The sequence below is a fragment of the Mameliella sp. AT18 genome (genome assembly GCF_028807275.1).
Lineage (GTDB): Bacteria > Pseudomonadota > Alphaproteobacteria > Rhodobacterales > Rhodobacteraceae > Antarctobacter > Antarctobacter albus.
In genome coordinates, this window is sequence record NZ_JARAMO010000036.1 from 1 (window position 1) to 19,333 (window position 19,333).

At 58.6% G+C, this 19,333-nt stretch carries 19 protein-coding genes and 2 pseudogenes; 8 read left to right on the forward strand and 13 right to left on the reverse strand.

The features are described from left to right. Nucleotides 1-32 precede the first annotated feature (32 nt). Nucleotides 33-338 carry a hypothetical protein gene (locus PVW46_RS04655; RefSeq protein ID WP_274574940.1) on the forward strand — a complete coding sequence of 102 codons (306 nt, stop codon included), beginning with the start codon at nt 33-35 and terminating at the stop codon, nt 336-338. Between the two features lie 184 nt (nt 339-522). Here the strand turns inward: PVW46_RS04655 and PVW46_RS04660 are convergent, their stop codons facing one another. The 6 genes from PVW46_RS04660 to PVW46_RS04685 all read right to left on the reverse strand — a co-directional run bounded on the left by PVW46_RS04660 (nt 523) and on the right by PVW46_RS04685 (nt 6,386). Further along, entirely contained in the window at nt 523-1,065 is a 543-nt protein-coding gene (locus PVW46_RS04660) for an AAA family ATPase (RefSeq protein ID WP_274574942.1), read from the reverse strand. Further along, entirely contained in the window at nt 1,062-1,475 is a 414-nt protein-coding gene (locus PVW46_RS04665; RefSeq protein WP_274574944.1) for a hypothetical protein, read from the reverse strand. Before PVW46_RS04665 ends, PVW46_RS04660 begins: the two co-directional genes overlap by 4 nt. 1,353 nt (nt 1,476-2,828) lie before the next feature. After that, nucleotides 2,829-3,851 (reverse strand): radical SAM family protein, encoded by a 1,023-nt coding sequence (locus PVW46_RS04670; protein WP_274574946.1) that lies wholly within the window; start codon nt 3,849-3,851, stop codon nt 2,829-2,831. A gap of 11 nt (nt 3,852-3,862) precedes the next feature. Then, the gene (locus tag PVW46_RS04675; protein WP_274574948.1) at nt 3,863-4,450 is read right to left on the reverse strand and encodes a DUF4186 family protein; all 588 of its coding nucleotides are present in this window, start codon (nt 4,448-4,450) and stop codon (nt 3,863-3,865) included. Nucleotides 4,451-4,452: 2 nt separating this feature from the next. Further along, complete coding sequence (locus PVW46_RS04680; RefSeq protein ID WP_274574950.1) at nt 4,453-5,913, reverse strand: helix-turn-helix domain-containing protein; 1,461 nt, start codon at nt 5,911-5,913, stop codon at nt 4,453-4,455. Beyond that, on the reverse strand, nt 5,910-6,386 hold the full coding sequence (locus PVW46_RS04685; protein WP_274574952.1) for a DUF6932 family protein: 477 nt from the start codon (nt 6,384-6,386) through the stop codon (nt 5,910-5,912). Before PVW46_RS04685 ends, PVW46_RS04680 begins: the two co-directional genes overlap by 4 nt. 220 nt (nt 6,387-6,606) lie before the next feature. Between PVW46_RS04685 and PVW46_RS04690 the strand changes: the two genes are divergently transcribed. Then, the gene (locus PVW46_RS04690) at nt 6,607-7,203 is read left to right on the forward strand and encodes a DUF6088 family protein (RefSeq protein ID WP_274574955.1); all 597 of its coding nucleotides are present in this window, start codon (nt 6,607-6,609) and stop codon (nt 7,201-7,203) included. Between the two features lie 2 nt (nt 7,204-7,205). Continuing rightward, nucleotides 7,206-8,216, forward strand: a complete 1,011-nt coding sequence (locus tag PVW46_RS04695) for a nucleotidyl transferase AbiEii/AbiGii toxin family protein (RefSeq protein ID WP_274574957.1) — start codon at nt 7,206-7,208, stop codon at nt 8,214-8,216. A 154-nt stretch (nt 8,217-8,370) separates the two neighbouring features. On the opposite strand, the gene scpB is transcribed toward PVW46_RS04695, so the two are convergent. Together scpB and PVW46_RS04705 are read right to left on the reverse strand one after the other, a co-directional pair. Beyond that, on the reverse strand, nt 8,371-8,964 hold the full coding sequence (gene scpB / locus PVW46_RS04700) for an SMC-Scp complex subunit ScpB (RefSeq protein ID WP_274574959.1): 594 nt from the start codon (nt 8,962-8,964) through the stop codon (nt 8,371-8,373). Between the two features lie 3 nt (nt 8,965-8,967). Beyond that, entirely contained in the window at nt 8,968-9,858 is an 891-nt protein-coding gene (locus tag PVW46_RS04705; protein WP_274574960.1) for a DUF1403 family protein, read from the reverse strand. Nucleotides 9,859-10,156: 298 nt separating this feature from the next. Here PVW46_RS04705 and PVW46_RS04710 point away from each other — a divergent pair, with 298 nt between their 5' ends. After that, nucleotides 10,157-11,212: a tyrosine-type recombinase/integrase gene (locus PVW46_RS04710; protein WP_274574961.1), complete on the forward strand. Its 1,056-nt coding sequence runs from the start codon at nt 10,157-10,159 to the stop codon at nt 11,210-11,212. A gap of 733 nt (nt 11,213-11,945) precedes the next feature. On the opposite strand, the gene PVW46_RS04715 is transcribed toward PVW46_RS04710, so the two are convergent. Continuing rightward, nucleotides 11,946-12,125 (reverse strand): hypothetical protein, encoded by a 180-nt coding sequence (locus PVW46_RS04715; RefSeq protein ID WP_274574962.1) that lies wholly within the window; start codon nt 12,123-12,125, stop codon nt 11,946-11,948. Between the two features lie 139 nt (nt 12,126-12,264). On the opposite strand from PVW46_RS04715, the pseudogene PVW46_RS04720 reads away from it, so the two are divergent. Beyond that, a pseudogene (locus PVW46_RS04720) lies at nt 12,265-12,779 on the forward strand (integrase); the annotation flags it as partial. Here the strand turns inward: PVW46_RS04720 and repC are convergent. From repC to PVW46_RS04740, 4 genes and pseudogenes are all read right to left on the reverse strand, one after another. Further along, complete coding sequence (gene repC, locus PVW46_RS04725) at nt 12,774-13,835, reverse strand: plasmid replication protein RepC (protein ID WP_274574963.1); 1,062 nt, start codon at nt 13,833-13,835, stop codon at nt 12,774-12,776. The pseudogene PVW46_RS04720 and the gene repC sit on opposite strands and share 6 nt — an antisense overlap. 177 nt (nt 13,836-14,012) lie before the next feature. Continuing rightward, complete coding sequence (gene repB, locus PVW46_RS04730) at nt 14,013-14,960, reverse strand: plasmid partitioning protein RepB (RefSeq protein WP_043144522.1); 948 nt, start codon at nt 14,958-14,960, stop codon at nt 14,013-14,015. Beyond that, nucleotides 14,960-16,135 carry a plasmid partitioning protein RepA gene (gene repA / locus PVW46_RS04735; protein WP_274574966.1) on the reverse strand — a complete coding sequence of 392 codons (1,176 nt, stop codon included), beginning with the start codon at nt 16,133-16,135 and terminating at the stop codon, nt 14,960-14,962. The genes repB and repA overlap by 1 nt, the downstream gene beginning before the upstream one ends. 332 nt (nt 16,136-16,467) lie before the next feature. Then, nucleotides 16,468-16,572, reverse strand: a pseudogene (locus tag PVW46_RS04740) (IS5/IS1182 family transposase); the annotation flags it as partial. Between the two features lie 258 nt (nt 16,573-16,830). Here PVW46_RS04740 and PVW46_RS04750 point away from each other — a divergent pair. From PVW46_RS04750 to PVW46_RS04760, 3 genes are all read left to right on the forward strand, one after another. Next, a complete protein-coding gene (locus PVW46_RS04750) occupies nt 16,831-17,739 on the forward strand; it encodes a hypothetical protein (RefSeq protein WP_223306254.1) in 909 nt (302 codons plus the stop codon). Between the two features lie 110 nt (nt 17,740-17,849). After that, entirely contained in the window at nt 17,850-18,488 is a 639-nt protein-coding gene (gene gfa, locus PVW46_RS04755) for an S-(hydroxymethyl)glutathione synthase (RefSeq protein ID WP_083242533.1), read from the forward strand. 124 nt (nt 18,489-18,612) lie between these two features. Next, nucleotides 18,613-19,332, forward strand: coding sequence for a LuxR C-terminal-related transcriptional regulator (locus PVW46_RS04760; RefSeq protein ID WP_069211823.1), 720 nt, complete (start codon nt 18,613-18,615; stop codon nt 19,330-19,332). Nucleotide 19,333 lies beyond the last annotated feature (1 nt).

The window sequence follows — 19,333 nt, forward strand, 5'->3', positions numbered from 1 at the left end:
GGAGCGGCACAAATCCGTGACAGGTCCAAGATTTGTTCGACGAGTTAAAGGCGATCGGAATTCCCGGCCGCTACGACGGAAACATCGAAGACTATCGCTACGTTGATATCGAGTTCGACCACGAGAAGTCGGTGTTCGAAAATTGCTACAGACAACTTAGAACGATCAGGAACAATATCATCCACGCCAACAAAGCCTATCGACCAGATCCGCCAGAGCGCCTGAAAGACCTACTACAATGGGCTCAAGACTTCATCGAAAGTGTCTACCAGACCAACTCTCCCCTGGCGGAACGCGCAAAGGAAATCAAAGAAATATTAAAGATCGAGAACTTTTGATAGCCGCAGTCTCCTGCGAAAATCCAATTCTTCGGCGCTCGCAGAATAGGCTCAGTCCGGCCCGAAAGGATATTGAGCGAGCCGTTTCGCCAAGCGGCTCAGGTCATAAGGGAGGTAGGTTGCCGCGGCGAATCTGAGGCCAATCTGGCACCGAGGGCGGCCTACTCTTGAGCTTTGTTGGCGGTCAGAACCTTTGTTCAACCACCGAAATTACCTGCGCGATTAGTTCGGATTGAGACTCAGAAGCAGGAAGCACCACATCCGCTGTTTCAAGCAATGCTATCGCCACGTCGGCCTCGACAGAGTGTTGCAACGCGCACGCTACAATATTTGGGTCGTCTCCGCGCGCTACCGCACGCTCGAAGGCGATGTGTTTGTCAGCTGCCAAATGAATGTGAAAAAGATCAGCGCCGAAGAGCTTGCGCATCTCGTTCAGGATCGAAACGTGTCTCAAACCTTCGATAACAAAGGAGGCTGCATCGTCTACATCATGATGGTCGAGTGTCGCCAACAGGAAGGCCCTTGGATCTCTTCTTACCTGTCTTTCGCCCTCGTCTTGAAGTGCTTTTCTGTCACCCTCGTTTCCTCCAGACTGCACAACTAGATGCCTGACATAGCCACCAAAGCTTATTCGCGGGAAACCGAATTCGTCGCTGATAGCTTTTGCAAGCGAGCTCTTGCCACTCCCTATTTGCCCAGAGAAAACAAGAATTATTCTGCCCGTCAAAATGCGAACTCCAACTGGTCGTCATCCAGTGCGACCCAACCTCGTCTGTCGGTTTTTGCAAATTCGATCGGTGCAAATCCGGTTGTTTGCTCGACATGAATTACAGAAGCGAACCTAGCATTCTGCTTTGATCGCCAGAAATCGTCTCCAGCCAAAATCCTTGTTCCGTAGTCGGCTCGGATTACATCCAGGGAATGATACGCCGTGGCAAAATACTCGGTATAGGAGACTCTCGTTACCGCGGTGATCGGCCCAGAGTTTTCTTTCACAAGAACCAGGTCACCCGGGGATACATAGCCGTAGGGAGCACACCTTACAGAGGACAAGCGCGTATCGACTGTCTTTTGTCCTGCTTTGAGGAACGACAAGAACGGTTCTGAAAAGATCGCTACGTGCAACTTGCTATCCAAGCGGCTGCAAAGAATCTCCGCTATGAGCGGACCCCAATAGTTGTGCGACCGCAGCCTTGCCATGAGTTCTTGTAGCAATTCTTCGCGCCGCGACACTGTTCCCACCAAAGTGTTCCTTCTCTTCCTGCAGCTCTTTAGCGGAGAGTTTTTGGAGGTGAAACTTCAACGTAGCGTACCGTTGGAATTTTCGGTGATGGTAGGGTCGACACGGATCGCGGTCATAGAATTCTGGAAGCGCCAACAGGTCTCCTTCGAGCGAAGCAACTAACTCATTTGGCCTGTTGCACCAAAAAATGCGGTTGCCAGACGTCCAAACGTTTGCCCGCGTCCTCCGCTCGTCGCGCCGGCTCACCGTAGGCAAAACGTCACCCGATACGATGCTTGACAGTGTGACATCACCACCGTGCTCATCTGGTTCGGACACGTCTATCAATAGACGCATTCGACCAACTGATACCTCGTGCCAAGGGCGAAGCCTTGTTCGAGAGTTCAGAGGCAAGTGTCTCGCAACACCGACTTTTCGGAACTCGAGCAAGTCGGCTGTCCTCCAGTCCCCGGGTACTGCTAACCCAGCGGCTTTCAAAGCGTTAGCCTCAAAGAAAGGGGTCTGATACCTTGCGAATCCCGGAACTTGATCTGTTAGAACCAGACCGCACTGTTCAGCAATGGACAGCAGATTGGCGCGATGATCGATCGCCGATCTCCTAGACCCCAATGGGGCAGCGACCATGAATACGGTACCATCGTGGTGGCAAGCAGAAGCCGCCAGCGGAATCATCTCGTTAAGGCAATCATCATACCAAGGAGGATCTAGAACCACACTCGCGTAGGACGCCGGAAAAGGCCGGCTCGGTCCGAAATGTGTTGAGAGCGAGCTAGCCCGTCTTCGTGCATGCTCGCTTACAGCCGTTGAAATCTCATTGTCTTCTCCCAAGAAGTCGGCGTGTTGACCCAAACCTAGCTTGATTGCGGCCAAGGCGACTGTCGGGACGCCAAGGCAAAGCGTCCTTCCAAAACGTCGTGCACTGGGAATCATAGCTCGAGAAGCGAGTGCTTCAGAAGTCTCCTGGTTGAATCTCCACTCAAAATCCAACGGATGCGGTGGTGGAAGTTCGGCATAAGTTGAAGTGGGGTTTGATGCGGCACGTGCTTGGAGAGCTAGCTTTCGGCCCAACTCGACTGAAATGCGCCCACTTTTGACGAGACGACGAATTCCCGCCATTGCGGCGGTGGGGTACACTCCGGGGAGTTCGGCAAGCAGACTTGAGAAGCTAGTGACGCCCGCCGATAGCGACTTCAGTAGCCAGAACTCTACCCTACTTTCGAACGACCAGAGATCGATCGGCGCGTGTTTCATGCCTGAGACCTCCGCAAGCTGACGTCCGTGATCGGCCGGTGACGGTCTTCGAGTGAAAACCTTTTTTCGATCTCCACGTTCCAGTGCTGGATTGCCACTTCTTGTACAGCAAGACTGGCATCAAACTCGTCATTCATCCTCGGCTCCACTGGACCATAGACGCCAATCTGCAGTGGGACTATGCGAAGTGGTAGGAATTCATGAATGGTCTGCAAACGGTCGAAGAAGGCGCTCATCCGACAATCGATGTTGTCAGACGATGGGTCAGTAAGCGTGATGTAGCCATAGACGTCGAGATCGAGATCCAGCAGCCTATCCATTACGTGTAACTGGAACTCAAAGCCGCTTGGCTCTGCATTTGTGTTAAACGCAAATGACCTTTCATCGATACCCTTGAAGCAGCAAACCCGACCGTAATTCTTGTAAGACTGCATTCGCTCCAGCTGCGCATTCGAAAGCTTAGTGAAAAGCCAATCAGTGCTAAGATTGTCATCTGACCAAAGAAACGTCTGCTGATCGAGCCCTCTAGCCTCCAACTCTTCCATCATCCAAACGGGCCATTCAGGGATCAAGTCCGGCGATCCGCCGGATAGATCAATCACGCTCGGACAGCCATCCGGCTCGTTCTCAAATAGGTCTACTAGCTCAGAGACTGTAAACCACTTCGACTTTTTTGGGTTGGCGCTTAACAGCGGATAAGGAACGAAACAGTACCAGCATCGCCAAGGACAAGCCGCGTTTTGATAGACTTGCGCTTCCATGGTGGTCTGGCCGTCTGCAAGCCCCAACGCCTTCGCAGCCGGCAGGATTGGTAGTGGGTTGGATGGCCAGTTGGGAGCCGTCGAGGTTTTGAAGTGACGAATTCGACCGAAGCCTTCGCAGTTTGTCGGAACAGTCAGGTCAGGTTCTTGGTCGGAGCCGCTTAGCCTGGAAAGCAGCACACTCCGTTCAGATGCGTTGACCGATTTCTGGCGCAGATGCTCTGCCTGTTGGCCGGTATTGATTACGCCTCTGACCACGTTCCAACCTCCTAGCGCATAGTCTTCGATCGGATTGGGGGGACATGCTGCGGCCCATCTTGGACGTCGTCCAGACGCTCTCGAAGGTACATCTCAATCAGGTCCGCGCAATAATCGACCTCGTCATCGGTCAAATCGTGGTCCTTGGAAATGTCGTGCCAGTAGTTAAGACACGTTCTGCAGCACGTCGCAGTAGCATGTTGCGCATAATAGATGGGGTTGCCCTCAAACGGCGTTTGCCGTCCGTCACGCGGATTCCCTGACTTTGCGACATACTTTCTGATCCGCGTTTCGACTGCCTCTCGAAGCTCCAACCAACCTTTTCTCTTGGCGTAGTTTTTTGCACGTTGATCAATTTCAACGTGGAAGAAATGATGCCTGATTTTTTCGTTGTGTAGCGCCTCGAACGTAAACTCAACATCTTCGATCGATCTTCTATGCAGGCGCTGCCAATCGATCAATTTGGCACCGCAAGAACGGCAACTTCCACGTTCCTCGCGCCCCATCTGTCGCGTCGCTTTGAAGCAATGAAGATCGTTATCGCAGTCGCTATCCGTGCAGCTGATCTTGAGGGGTTTGAGTTCGACCAACGGTTTCATACTTAATTCCTCTCAAGTGCTCTTTGCAAAATTGAACCATCGACGTCGTCAATGCCTGCAAAAGAAAACCGTTCGCAAAACACATCCCTGGCGATCATCCAAGGATCTTCGCCATCACGCTGGAGGTTTGCCGCAGCCCCCCACCAGCTGATCCCTTGCATCTGAAGGCGAAATGCTAGGTAGTTTGCGAGCAATCCAACGTCCACGCCCCTCTCTTCGGCCAACCGCGCAACGACGGATTTGACCCTTCTAATGTCGCCACGGCTCCTATCGACGATAATCGCTGTCAGCTCCTCCGCCTGGCCGGAAAGACCAACCTCGCCGGCAAATTGACTTGCTCTCACCTCCTCATCCGAGCTTCGGCGCTCTTCAGAGGTTTCGGCGGCCTCCAGAATCACGAAGTCAGTCTCTTCAGGCCTCTGAGAGGCATGGTAAAGCTCATGCAGTAAGTCGAATATCCATCGACTTGCATGTGGAGTCTTTTGTTTCATTACAATGACATTTCTGCCTGATATTCTCCAACATGCTCCGTGAAATTGCCCCCCGTCTCGCAATGGCACCACTGGGATACCCAAATCCCAAGAAAAGTTTAGCAAGTCTCGGAAACCAAACTCTTCATAGTGTTCGTGGAACAACCTCAGAAATTCCTCCGGCTCATCAGGTACCGCTGGGCCTTCAATTACCGGCGTCGCATTCAACACAAGTCGAGCCAGATAATTGGCATATGTCGCATAAAGAGCTGTTTGATCAGCGTCTCGCTTTGCTGGCATTTTGAACCTTGCTTGCGCTCCAGCTATTGCTGGCACACTCAAGGGATGTGCCGAGAAAAGTTGGTCTTTGGCCCAACCATAGACTCTCGAAATCGCCTCTATCGAGCGATCAACAACCGTTGGCGCCTCTTGCGGCAACCCATCGGTAATAGCGCTAAACCTGCTTTCATCCGCTGAGCTCAGAAGCTTAGACCTTAGGAAAGCTGCGTCCAAGCCTACCTGAGATAACTTCTGCAAAACTCCTTCGAAACCATCAGGTTGGTAAGGAACCAGTATTTCGTTTCTAAGTTCAATATTGAGTGCTTCTGTTACTTCAACAATTCTGGCTAGGCTTGCACTAGAGTACTTATCCGATTCATAGCGTTGGATCTGCTGAGGTTTGAGTCCCATCCTCTCCGCAAGTTCACGCTGAGAGAGACCGGAAGCAATTCTTGCTGCAATCAAGCCCTCGGCTAGGTCTTCAATCCGCTCCACCCTAATTACGGGAGCTTGCATTGACTGCAGATCCTCATATGCTCGGATTTCTTCTTCAAGGTCGACCAGTTGGCTATTCAAACCACTAAGTTCGGCCTCAATAAAGGTCGGGTGTATGCCGGCCTTCTCTCTCTCTGCGACATCAAAGCCATCAATCGCAGCCTTAAACTTCTCGGCATTTGCTCGAGTAATTTTGTATTGGCGCTCATTGGTGATCATTTGATGCTCCCTAGGTCTAGAGACAGTATTCCTTTGGCGTTTCCACTTCTGTCGGATTGAAAAAAGTCACGAAAAAGCACACCGGGTGCGGCGGGCAGGCTCTCAAGGAACAATTCTCCGCCGTACTTAGCTTTCATTGCGGCGCGTCCGGGGGGCGAGAAATCGAGCAGCACCGGATCTACAAGGTTAGGGTTCATACCAACTGGGCTCCAAGCGCCGTCATAGTCGTTTGGTAAGTCCTTCTCAGACACGAAACTTCCATCCAGAAGCAACAAAGTGCAGCCTGCTCCCCTGAGGTTAAGGGCGGCACTTTTGAGGCCGCCAACCAGGCGCGTTCGGTGTTGGTTGACCGAACATAAAGCGACCAATTCATCCCACGTCACTGTATGGACGCCGGGAGCAAGGTAGCCTGTGGACGAATCGTACATTAAAGCCATGACACAACAAATATGTTGCGTTGAAATCTCGGTCAAGCGAAATCAGAACAATTTGCGAACACTGAATCAGTGATGGGCCTATGCAGCTCCGTACAACGGTAAAGCCGTTACTGAATGTCAGCTATCGCTGGTCGCGCCAGGCGCAAACGCTCATGCAGTGAAAGACTGCTTCCGCCCGTTGTGCCGAATTTTCACCGAAACCGCTCCACTTGACGCTCAGAAAAACATACCATATTTTCTGACATGGAGTTGAACCATGATCACGTCGAAAATCAAGCAACGCATCCTAGGGAAGGGCCGAGGCGCCATCTTCGCACCTTCGGACTTCCTCGATATCGGGTCGCGCGCAAGCGTGGATCAGGCGTTATCGCGCCTGGCCGATCAAGGTGTGATCCGGCGGCTGACACGTGGGCTCTACGATTATCCCAGGCTCAGCCCGCGCTTCGGACTATTGGCGCCATCCGCCGATGACATCGCGCGCGCTGTTGCCCGGAAGGACAACCAGGTTCTGCAACCCTCCCCTGCCATGGCGGCGAACCAGCTCGGCCTGTCCACCCAGGTCCCGTCTAATCCGACCTACATGACCGACGGGCCTACCCGAACGAAGACGGTCGGGCGGCAGGTGATCCAGTTCCGCAATGCCTCTCCGAAGACGCTGGTCGGGGCTGGGTCGAAGACAGGCACTGTTTTCCAGGCGCTCCGCTATGTTGGCAAGGATCGTGTCGACGATCAGGTGATCGGCAAGATTGCCCGCTCGCTGGATGCCAGGGATCGGGCGCAGCTCGCAAAGCAAAGCCGAAATGCCCCAGCCTGGATGCATCCGGTCGTCCAGCAGATCGTGGCACGCGCCTGAGCATGGATCGGTTCGCGAACGATACACCTGAGCATCGTGACGAAGCCTTTGGACAAGCCGCGGCAGAACTTGGCTTTGCCAAGGCGATTGTTGAGAAGGACTTCTGGGTCTGCTGGTCGCTCCACCATCTCTTCGCCCTGCCCTCCTTTGGCGATCACCTGATCTTCAAGGGAGGCACGTCGCTTTCGAAGGCTTACGACGTGATCCACCGGTTTTCCGAGGATGTGGATCTATCGCTCGACCGCACCCAACTCGGGTTTGAGGGAGATCGCGATCCAGAGAACCCTGACCTTTCTAGCGGCAAACGCAAATCTCTGCTGCAAGATCTTCAGGATGCCGCCGAGGCCACTGTCGCGGGACCCTTGCTTGATGAGATCAACGCGGTTTTCTCCGCAAGCCTCGAACTGCCCTTCTCCCTCACGATTGATGAAGACGACCCACAAACCGTGCTGTTCGCCTATCCCTCGCTACGTGCCGACAGTGACAGCTACATCCAGCCGGTCATTCGGTTCGAATTCGGAGCGCGTGGGGCACAGCTCCCGGCTGAACAACGGCCAATTGTGACTTACGTCCAAAAAGCCTTTCCTGATCTCCCCGGATTGAATGCCGTCGATGTCCAAACTCTCGGGATCGAACGAACCTTCTGGGAGAAAGCGACGATCCTCCATATGCTCTTCCATCAGGATGCGAAGAAACCACTCGCCGACCGAATGTCCCGTCACTACTACGACATGGCCCAGCTGATCGGGCATGATGCCAAGACGCGCGCGCTGGCCGACATCGACCTCCTCGACGAGGTCGGTCACCACAAGTCGGTGTTCTTCAAGGCGGCGTGGGCAAGATACGAAGACGCGAAGCCAGGATCACTGCGCCTGCTTCCAAATGAGAAGCTCGAGGCAGCCCTCCGTCGGGACTACGCCGGGATGCGCGAGATGATCATGGGCGACGCGCCGAGCTTTGATGACGTGATGAGCGCAATCGCAGGGCTGGAAGCCGAAATCAACACGCCCTGACTGCGACCGTCTTGTCGATTCGAACACCGCTCGGCTTTGACCACCGGTCCGCCAACCCTCTACCCCGAGTCCGTCATGAGTTATAGGATGCCATTCTATAACTCACAGATGGGGCAGATTTGAGCGATAGGACGAATGGCACGACGCACAAGCATCATCCTTCCGCCAATCCCGCGTCTTCCAATTGCTCCCGATCCGGCAAGTCCCGGAGCGACTCCAGATCGAACGCCGTGAGGAACTGATCCGTCGTCACGTAGGTGTAGGGCGCCCCGCGTCGTGGGGATCGTGGTCCCGTGCCGATGAGACCGCGTGCATGCAGCCGCCCGATCAAGTCCCGGCTGATCTCCTTGCCGAAGATGTCCTTGAGTCCGTCGCGGGTGATCGGCTGGTGATAGGCGATGGCCGCCAGCACAGCGACGTCGTACTCGCGCAGATCGAGATCCTGCTCGCCCACATCGGCGGCCGCCCGGATCGCCGGCGCATAGGCCGACCGCGTCCGCAACAGCCATCCGCCAGCGACCTTCGCGAGCTCGAAGGACCGGCCTTCGAGATCGGCTGCAAGGTCCTCGATCAGCAGATCGACCGAGGCCCCCTGCCCCACCACCCGGGCCAGATCCTCGCGCGGTACTGGCGAGGCGGACGCGAAGAGCACCGCCTCGATCCGGCGCATCCATTCCCGCCAGCGCAGGTCGGCGGGAAGGTCAGTCAACTCTCGGTCCAGATCGGCTTCGGAGTGATCCTTGGCCATCGGTCAGACCCCATAAAGCCGGAAGGTGTCGCGCCCGGTCAGCTCACGCACGGCGCCCAACTCAACCAGCCGGTCGCAGAACCGACGTGCCGCGCGATCGGAACGCAGCGAGATGAGCGACGCCGGCGCTACCACGTCTCGGCTCAGGAACAGTACCAAAGCCTCATCGGATCCCTTCGCCCGGAGCTTCGGCGCGACCTCCTTCAAGCGCGCCACACGGCGGGCAAGATCAGTGGCCTCTCGGGTCGCTTCGGTCGCCGCCGCCGCAATCGCCCGATGACAGGCCAGTTGCAGGTCTGCGCCGCTCTTCCGCAGATCGGCACGACTCAGACCGAGCGCCAGAAGCGGCAGGACATAAGACCATCCGAGCCCTTGTGCCAAAGCCGCGTCAGCCAAGATCAACGCCGTAGCGGCATCCCGCGGGCGATCCTCGATCACGGCTTGGAATACGGCCGCGGCACGCGGGACCGGCGCTCCCTGCCCCACATCCAGCCACGTTGCGATCTGCTCCACTTCAACATTAGGCAACGCCCGATGCAGCGCCTTGGTCGAAACTGGTCGTTCGACCGCGCACTGCCAGGACAGACAGACCTCTCCCGCCGGTCCGGGGCTGTCGCCGGGCTGCAAGAATGCCACCGCATCACGCAGCTCCGACGCTCGTTCCTGGCGTCCCTGGTGCGTCACACACGCCTCCGCCGTGCGCAGCGCCAGCCGTGCCCGGAGCAAGGTCTGGGGGACATCCTCGTGTCTCAGCACAAGATGGAGATGGCCGAGTGCTGCCCCCGACAAAAAGGCCACATCCTCAAGGGTTTCGGCGCGCGCAGAGGTGACCCATGACGGCATGCGGGCTATCGTCTCGGCGTCGTCCAATGCGTCGGTTCGGGCAAAAGTCATGCTTGGAGCCTAACCCACGGCGGCGCTTTTTGCCAGAAAATAGCACACAAACCGCCCCGCTTTGGTGATCTCTACCATGTCCAATAAGTTTGCATTATCGGACATGAAGAGATATGCTCGAAAACAGTTCAATTTCACCGCCGGATTCAGTGGAAAATGCCCTCAGGGACCGAGAAACCGACGTCAGCGCACTCTGATGAGCTGACTTATGCTCAGCTACGTCATTTGTTGGAAAGATGCCTCCAAATGCGCTGCCTCTCGTTGCACTCGAACGCGCACTTCTCGGAGCATTCTTGAGATGAGCCAACGCAACGACGGAGACGAGAGGGATCAAGAGGAAAACGATGACCTCGCCTTGCCCTCCCATGTCGCGGGGTCCGGTACGCTGGATCACCTGGTCGATACCGCCCGTGACTATGCGCGCGCCGCGGCCTCGGACAACACGCTGAAGGCTTATGCGAAGGACTGGGCTCACTTCGCGCGCTGGTGCCGGATGAAGGGCGCGGAGCCGCTGCCGCCGTCACCCGAGATGATCGGGCTTTACCTCGCGGATCTAGCGTCCGGTTCTGGGCGCTCCCCTGCCCTCTCCGTCTCAACCATCGACCGCCGCTTGTCCGGTCTCGCCTGGAACTACGCGCAGCGCGGCTTTTCCCTGGATCGCAAGAACCGTCACATCGCCACTGTGCTGGCCGGAATCAAGCGCAAGCATGCGCGACCGCCGGTTCAGAAGGAAGCCATCCTGGCCGAGGACATCCTCGCGATGGTCGCCACCCTGCCCTATGATCTGCGCGGGCTGCGGGATCGCGCGATCCTGCTGCTCGGCTACGCCGGAGGTCTGCGCCGCTCGGAAATCGTCAGCCTCGACGTGAACAAAGACGACACACCGGATTCCGGCGGTTGGGTTGAGATATTCGACAAGGGTGCCCTGCTCACCCTCAATGCCAAGACCGGCTGGCGCGAAGTCGAGATCGGCCGCGGCTCGAAAGATCAGACCTGCCCCGTACATGCGCTCGAGCAATGGCTGCACTTCGCCAAGATCGACTTCGGGCCGGTCTTCGTCGGCACCTCGCGGGACGGGAATAGGGCCTCAGAAACGAGGCTCAACGACAAGCATGTCGCACGCCTGATCAAGCGCACGGTCCTGGACGCCGGCATCCGATCCGAGCTGCCAGAAAAGGAGCGCCTGGCGCTATTCTCTGGTCACTCTCTGCGTGCCGGCCTCGCCAGTTCGGCCGAAGTCGACGAACGCTATGTCCAGAGGCAACTCGGACACGCTTCGACCGAGATGACCCGCCGCTACCAACGCAGGAGGGACCGGTTCCGCGTGAACCTGACCAAGGCCGCCGGTCTCTGAGCCCCTGCCCCTGCCTTCTCTACCATGCCACGCATCTAGCGTTCTGGAGACGTCACTTCACACACACACAGTGTTGTCGAAGGTCGATACCAGACCGCTTTCGCGAATTTTCGCCCTCGGATGGCGCAAATCACGCCTCAACCATCATCGACGCCTTATTGCCCGGGACGTCCGTTGTAAGGAAGGCGGGAAAGTCAACGTCTTCGGCTGCTCGGCGTTGAAATCGGGCGCAGACGCCCCCCTGCCCTTCCGCACCGTCGAGTGCTGCCAGATCGTGGCGGCGAAGAACCTTCGGCAACCAGCCGCCTTTCAGCAGACTCTCGGTTTCGGGTGCGATCGCGCCCGTCTTTGTCAATCGACCCTTTAATTGCGGTTCTTCGTCAAGCCTGTTTCTTTTTCAATTCCGGGGTAATGGTCCTTTTCGAGGTCATGGCCTCATGTTGGTGTTCGGGTCGGGTGCCGATTGAACGAGGTGCCCGCAACCACCGTCCCGGCGGGACATCACAGGCTTGGTGTCAGGCTTGCAGTCTCAGGGTCGGGTCAAGCGTCGATCATGCAGGTCGCTCTTTACCGCGACCTCTCGACACCAACCGATCCGGACCAGTTCAGCGAGCCCGCGAGCGCCATTCTCGTCGCTTTTATTCATCCGCACCGAGTATGCGGCATCAGCGTGGCGGGCGTCGAGGCAAACCACCCCCAGGCCGATCCGCCGGAGTTCATGCCACGGCCAGCTTTACATGCTACCGGTCTCAAAGCCGATGCGTTCGGCGTTCGGCGCCTTCTTCCCCAACAGCGGGGCCAAGGCGCCGGGGCCGGAGGCCACGCGACCCTGATAGGTGAGCCGGTCGTTCTCATCCACTACACCGACGGAAGTCTCTTTCTGCGATACATCCAGTCCAACATACTGTTTCATTGCAGTTTCCTCGATTGGCGTGTGATTTCGTCTATCGTGGCGATGCTGGTGCTCGGTCGAGGTCCGCCTGGGCGAAATACGCGCTCGCCTTCGTCAGGATCTCGTTGGCGGTCCGCAACTTCCGGACGCCGCGCTCACGCAGCCGCTGCCTCCGTCACCGGAAATGACCGGATTTTATCTTGCGGACCTGGCGTCCGGACCGGGCCCCTGCTCTGCCCTTTCCGTTTCGACAATAGACCGTCGTCTGTCTGGTCTCTCCTGGAACTACACGCAGCGCGGGTTCACCCTGGATCGCAAGAACTGGCACATCGCTACGCTGCTGGCCGGGATCAAGCGCAGGCAAACACGTCCGCCGGTGCATAAGGCTGCAATCCTGGTGGAAGATATCCATCGCGATGGTGGCCACCCTGCCCCGCGATCTGTTCAGGCTGCGGCTCTAAGGGACAATCCTGCCTATTGCATGCACTGGAATAATGGCTGCACGATTTCCGGATCGGCGCGGGCCCTGTCTTTGATTGTTGCTCCGGTGACGGAAAACAGGCGCGTGATGCGCGGCTTTCCGACAACCACGTTGTGCGGCTGGTTAAACGGTCGTTGGTCGATGCCGGCATCCGTTCCGAGTTTACGGTATCGATGATCGCCCTGGTTTCAGGCAAAATTGTCAGCTGACAATTTCCGAGGACCCGCTGCTTTGATCATGGCTCGAAGGTTCAATTTACCCTGATCTGCCCGTTTGCTGAGACCACGGAGATAAGCACCCGGTTTCCGGATGTCCGCTATTTTCTCAAGCATACAGAGTATAGCCACGGAGACACCGTTCGGACCGATCTTTTCCCGAGCCTCTTCAAAGGTCGAGCGATCGATACCCATCATGGGATAAAGCGTGTAAGCCACTCTCAGAAGATCGCTCCAGCTCCTAGGGGCGTTCGGCAGGAAGTCGCGGTATTCCTTGCAAGAGAGCGTGACATCATCCAAGGCGATGTCCTCGGCCTCACAGACAGGAGCCGTAGTACATACAGATTCGGATTTATCTGTAGTCTGTATGTGCCGCTCATTTTCACTGTTCCTGGCGCTCATTCTCTCTGTCGGCACGTCGATCTTCCGCGTGTTGTCCAGATGGTTTTCCAGGCTGTCCAGAACGTCGCGCAGGGTTTCCGCGTCCACTTTGCGGCGCAAGATCCGGCGGCTGTCTTCCATCAAGGGATGGTTGGGCATAAGCGTGGCACCCTCGATCAGTCGCTGCCGCGTTGCTGCAATCCGGGCGCGCAGGCTGTCGATCTCTTGCTGCTTGTGATGTTCCTCTTCGGCAGCTTCGTAGATCTGGGGCGCGAGGCGTGCCAGCGGGCTGAGGTCAAAGCCGAAGGCCAGCCCACCAAATCGGGCAAAGCGCTTGCGGTTGGCGCTGTCTTGTCTGCTGACAATTCCGGTGCGGACGAGGGTGGCCAGGTGCCGGCGCAGGGTGCTTTCCGGCATGCCGTTCAGGCGCTGTGAGAGTGTCCGGTTGGAGGGGTAGACTACTGCGAGGCCCGGCACATCGGAGAGCTCACGGTCGGGGTAAAAGGTGAGCAGGGCGCGCAGCACTGTCAGCGTCCGATGGTTCAGATTGAATTGGCGCGCGGCACAGGTCAGCGTGTCCAGCAGTGCCCACTTGTCGTGTGAAACACATGGCTCGACCGGCTGCCCAAAATGGATTTGGGACAGTTCTGTCATGATTTTCTTGGCGAAAGACAAAAAAATACCCCACCACCGAATCGGTGGCGTTGACAGGGTCAGTGCTGAGGGGCTATCTCAAGAGTGCGAGAAATGAGAGAGCCTTCCGGGATCCGTCCTGGGGGGCTTTTCTTTTGCCTGTCGTCGTCCTCCTTTGTCTGCTCGGTTTCGTTGCCTTCAGTCTTCCGACCGGTCTTTTTTCCAGCGGTCGTGAAGCTCTTTCACCAAGGCTTCGGCATGGCTGTCGAGCCAGAGGGCGAAATCCCCGGTGGTTGTCATGGTCAGGCCCTTGTCGGATCGCTTGACCCGTGCCAGCGGGATGCCGTCCGGGCCGGTGATCTTGCGGGAGGGCAGGGGGGGCGCCTTGGTTTCCTTTGGCGCCTTTGCACCCGTCGCCCAGGCCAGGACTTGTTCAAAACGTGCGTCGGACCCGTCGACATAAGCCAGTGTTTCCATCCGAGCCTCGACCCGCTCGCGCAGGGTCTCGTTCTGCATGGCCTCTGCCAGTTTCAGCCAGCGTTCGCGCCCGATCCCCGGAGCCGAGCCGATTTGGCGCAGGAATTCGACGTCGAAAGCCCGGCCCACTTTCAGCATCCGGCTGACCATAGGCAGGTCGATCGACAGGGCGTCGGCGACGGTCTGTCGATCATAGTCCAGCGCATCCAGTTGCGCGGCGAAACTGGCCTTTTCGATAAAGGACAGATCCTGCCGGGCGGTGTTTTCCTGGCCCTGGGCCAGCACAAGCGCCTTGTCATCGAGGTGCCGCACCATGGCCTTGACCGCCTGGCCCAGTTCGCGGAGCGCGATGACCCGCCTCCGGCCATAGACGATGTCGAAATGGCCCGGCTGATCGGCGCGTGGGCGCACGAGAACCGGCACCTGTTGTCCGTAGACACGCAAGGACTCGCGCAGGGAATCATCCGCGGTTTCATCCGTCCCAAGCCGGTCCGCGACGCCTGCGTCGTGTATCAGGGCCGGGTCGATGTCCTGCACCGCGTTTTCCTGCAACTTGGACAGCGAGCTTTGCAGCGCGCCGACGGTGCCGCGGGGCATCAACCGCTCTGCCGCGTTTCTCCGTGCCGGCGTGGCCTTTGCATCGGTGGAGAGAATTCCCTTGCGTGCCATCAGCGTCCCCATGCCTTTTGCATCAGTGCCTCAACCTCATCATTGACAGCATTCAATGAATCGACCGCGCGGTCATAGGTGTTGCGGTGAAAAGCGCTGCGCTCGACCTCATAGATGGTTTGCTGTGTCAGGCCTGCGTCTGAAATCGCAGTGGATTTCAGCATCGCGTTGGTCATGACCTCTTCGCCGAAAAGCTGGCGCAGGAAGGCGACAACCTGTTGCTGGGGTCCGTCCGAAGGCTCGTAGCGGTTGATGAGGAAGCGCAGGAAATCGAACTCCATGCGCGCACCCGCGCCAGAGACCACGTCGAGCAGGTCGGCGCTCATTTGCAGGAATTGCGACATCGAGGCCACGTCCAGCATGTTGGGCACCACGGTGATGAGCACCCCGGTAGAAGCACAGAGCGCCGACATCGTGAGATAGCCCAGCTGCGGCGGACAATCGAAGATGATGACGTCGTAATCGGCCTCGACCTCTTGCAGGGCCGCGGCCATGCGGGCGTAGAAGGGAGGCTGGATGTTGTTGCGCAGGGCGGTGGGGGTCTCGTGCTCGAACTCCTGCAGGATCAGGCCGCCGGGGGCGAGGTCCAGCCCGGTGAAATAGGTCTGCTGGATGATCTGCGAGAAGGGCAGGGGGTCTTCGTAGCGGATCGCGTCGTAGATCGACCCGGAATGCAGGAAATCAACCTCTGGTTGATAGCCGAAGAGGGTCGTCAACGAAGCCTGCGGGTCAATGTCCACCGCAAGGACGCGATAGCCCTTTAGCGCGAGGCGTTGCGCGGTATGGATCGAGGAGGTCGTCTTGCCGGAGCCGCCTTTGAAGTTGAGGAAGGACAGCACCTGGACCTTGTCGCCCTCGCGGCGGCCCTTGAGGTAGGCGCCGGGGGATTTTGCGTTATCTTCCAACATCTTGCGAATGATCGTCAGATCTGCCGCGGAATAATGCCGGCGTCCGCCCGGAGTGGTGTGGACATCCGGGATGCGATTTTCGAAGTGCAATTTGCGCAGGAAGCTGGCAGAAATGTTCAAAAGGTCGGCGGCTTCTCCTGCCGAGAACAAGCGCAGTTCCTTGCGGGCATCTGGAGCAAAGCTCTTGAGCATGTGATGTTCGAGCGCAGATGCCAGGCTCTCTGCGTTCTCCCGGATACGGGAGTTGATGTGAATGGGCTTGGACACCTCTGCCACCGTCTTGCCGCCTCGTCAGGAACGCTCTTTTTCGTCAGAGCTTTGTTTTCCGTTTCTTTACGCAAGTTGAAGGGCTTTTGGCAACAGTTTCGTGCAATTGGCGCGTGTTGGCGTCGTCGCTAGATATTGTGGCAGTTCAAGAAAAGCATGCAATGTGCGGTGTAATGGGTTGAAAACCATAGGTAAATTGGAATTTTCTCCGGATCTTTCGAAATTTTCGGATCCGGAGGGGCAGGGACACGCCCTGGCTGCCGAGTCGTGGTGCGGATCAGGCACCGAATCGCGGAGCAGGGCCCGGGTTGTCCGCGGGGAAGGGACCCAGGTCATGTTGACAAGTGGCGGATCCAAAGCCTGATCGACGTGATGTCTATGACGCCGAGGAAGCTCTCCGCAGTCTTGTCGTAACGGGTGGCGACATGGCGTCCATGATCTGCTCCCAGAGCCCCGCCAGGGTCCAGCGCCGGAACTGGCGGTAGACGCTGCTCTTCCGGCAGATCGCGTCAGGGAGAGCCTGTGCGGCTTTGCGCAAGGGGAGGGGGCGACCTTACCCACGGCAAAGGTCCCCGGCCGACGAGCCGGGGCAAGATCCGTGAAAACCTTGCCTGACAGGCATTTGCCCGGATTGTGCCGTCTGGGGCGTGGACGCGTCCCGGCGCGGGCCTACGTCCGGGCAAAAGGAGTTTCCCTTGGTCCGCCTGATCCTTGCCGCCCTCCTGGCCATGACCTGCGCCGCCGCCGCCGAGGATCGCGCCGCCTACCTGGCTTTGGCGGAAAAGGGCTGGATGTATGAATTGCGCGACCGGCGGATGCGCCGGGACATCCCCGTTCATATCAATGGGCGTGACCTGGCCGGCGCCGCGCTCTGCATCGTGGGGGACCCGCCGTCAGAGGACACGCGCGCGGTGATCGCCGCCTTTGGCAACCTTGCCGCCCAGGTGCATGGCAAGCCGCTGCCCAGCCGCTATGCCGGGCCATCGGCGCGGGCCTGCGGCACCGGGCGCACCGTGGTGCTGCGGCTGTATTCCGGCGATCCGCCCGACGGCGCGCTGACCCGCGACATCGCCCGCCTGAACGAGGTCTACGGGCTGGGCCTGCCGCGGGGGCGGCACTACGCGGTCCTGTCGCCCGGAATGGCGCAGACCTTTTTCGGACGGCGCGGCACCGGCACGCATATCATGGTGCAGCAAGAGGGATACCGCCCGGCGGATGCGCTGGCGCGGGCCTTTTATCGCTCGATCCTGATCGAGGAATTGTTCCAGGCCTTCACCTTCGGCATGGACGTGCTGCAATTCGACCGGCAGGGCGGTTTCCTGTCCAAGCTGCAGGAGGTCCCGACCGACCTGTCGCGCCTGCGCTGGGGCTCACCGGAATTCATGCGCGCGCTGCTGCAGTCCAATCCGCGCGGCCTCTGTGCCTTTGACCTGTTCATGATGCATGCCGTCGCCCGCGCGCCGGTCGACCAGACCAACGAGGCGGGGTTTCTCGACTATATCGACAGCGCCTTTGACGACCTGGCAGAGCGCGCGCGGGCCAGCATGGCGGATCCGGCGAATGCGCCGCTTCTGGCGCCGGAGTGTGGCGCCGGCCCCGGCTGAGTCCCGCGTCAAAGCCGATACCATCGGCTGAATTGCCAACTTGCCCCCTCGTGCCTCACGCTGTGAAGGATGCGGCATTTTCATGCCGTCATCACAGGGAGGAACGGAAAATGGCAATTCTCGACAAGCTCTTTGGCGGCGGAGACAGTGGCGACACGGCCCCGCCCGCCCCGAAATACACCCATGTGAAGATCCACCCCCAGGTGGACAACGGCATCCCGCCCACGGCGCCCGGGTTCGCCGGCGGCACGCTGACCTGCAAGTGTTCCAGCAACCCGGTCAAGGTCGAGGTCGGCGCCCAGACCGCGCATAACCACGTCTGCGGCTGCACCAAGTGCTGGAAGCCGGACGGCGCGATTTTCAGCCAGATCGCGGTGGTCGGGCGCGACCAGGTCAAGGTCACGGAAAACGCCGACAAGCTGGACATCGTGGACGCCAGCGCGGCGATCCAGCGCCATGCCTGCCGCGACTGCGGCGTGCACATGTACGGCCGGATCGAGAACACCGGCCACCCGTTCCACGGGTTGGACTTCGTGCACACGGAACTGTCGGACAAGACCGGCTGGGCGGCGCCGGAATTCGCGGCCTTCGTCTCGTCGATCATCGAATCCGGGGTCTCGCCCGACCGCATGGACGAGATCCGCGGGCGGCTGACGGAACTGGGCCTGACGCCCTATGACTGCCTGTCGCCGCCGCTGATGGACCTGATCGCCACCCATGTGGCCAAGCAGAACGGCGCCCTGGCCTGATCCCCTCCTCGGCCGGGCGGCGGCGCGGTGCCCCGGCGGGGCGCCGCGCAAACCCGTTGCCGTCACGGAAAAAATGGACAAGGGGCGATCTTCGGGTATTTTCCGGACTTGGGAGGAAAGGCAAATGTACCATGACACGGCCACCGTGCCGGATGGATGTTTCTCATCTGTTCTGATCGTCGACGACCATCCCCTCTATAGTGACGCGCTTGCCGCGGCCCTTGGCATCGTCTTTGCGGACTGCGCCGTGCAGAAGGCCGGCACGCTGAAAGAGGCGATGACCCTGCTGAAAGGCGGGCTGGAACCGGACCTGGTGATGTTCGACCTGAAATTGCCGGACGTGACCGGGATTTCCGGCTTTCTGGAGCTGCGCGACCGCATGGCCAGCACGCCGATTCTGGTGATTTCCTCGCTGGCCTCGGTTGAACTGGTGCGCACGCTGATGCGCGAGGGGGCGGCGGGCTTCCTGCCCAAGGACGCCTCGGCCAAGGTGCTGGCCTCTGTGCTGACGGAAATCGCCTCGGGGCGGAAATACTTTCCCAAGGACATCCTGCAATCGGCGCCGCAGCCCGCGGACGCCTGCGATGCCGCCGAGATGAACCCCCGCTTTGCCGAGCTGACGCCGCAACAGAAACGCATCATGAAACTGATCTGCGCCGGCAAGCCGAACAAGCAGATCGCCTATGAACTGTCGCTGGCAGAAGCCACGGTCAAGGCGCATATCACCGCGTTGTTGCGGCGCCTCGGGGTGCAGAACCGCACCCAGGCCGCGGTCATGATGGAAAACGCGACGTCCGGCACGATGGGGGCCGACCCGGAGGCGCAGGCGTTCCTGAGCCGGTAGG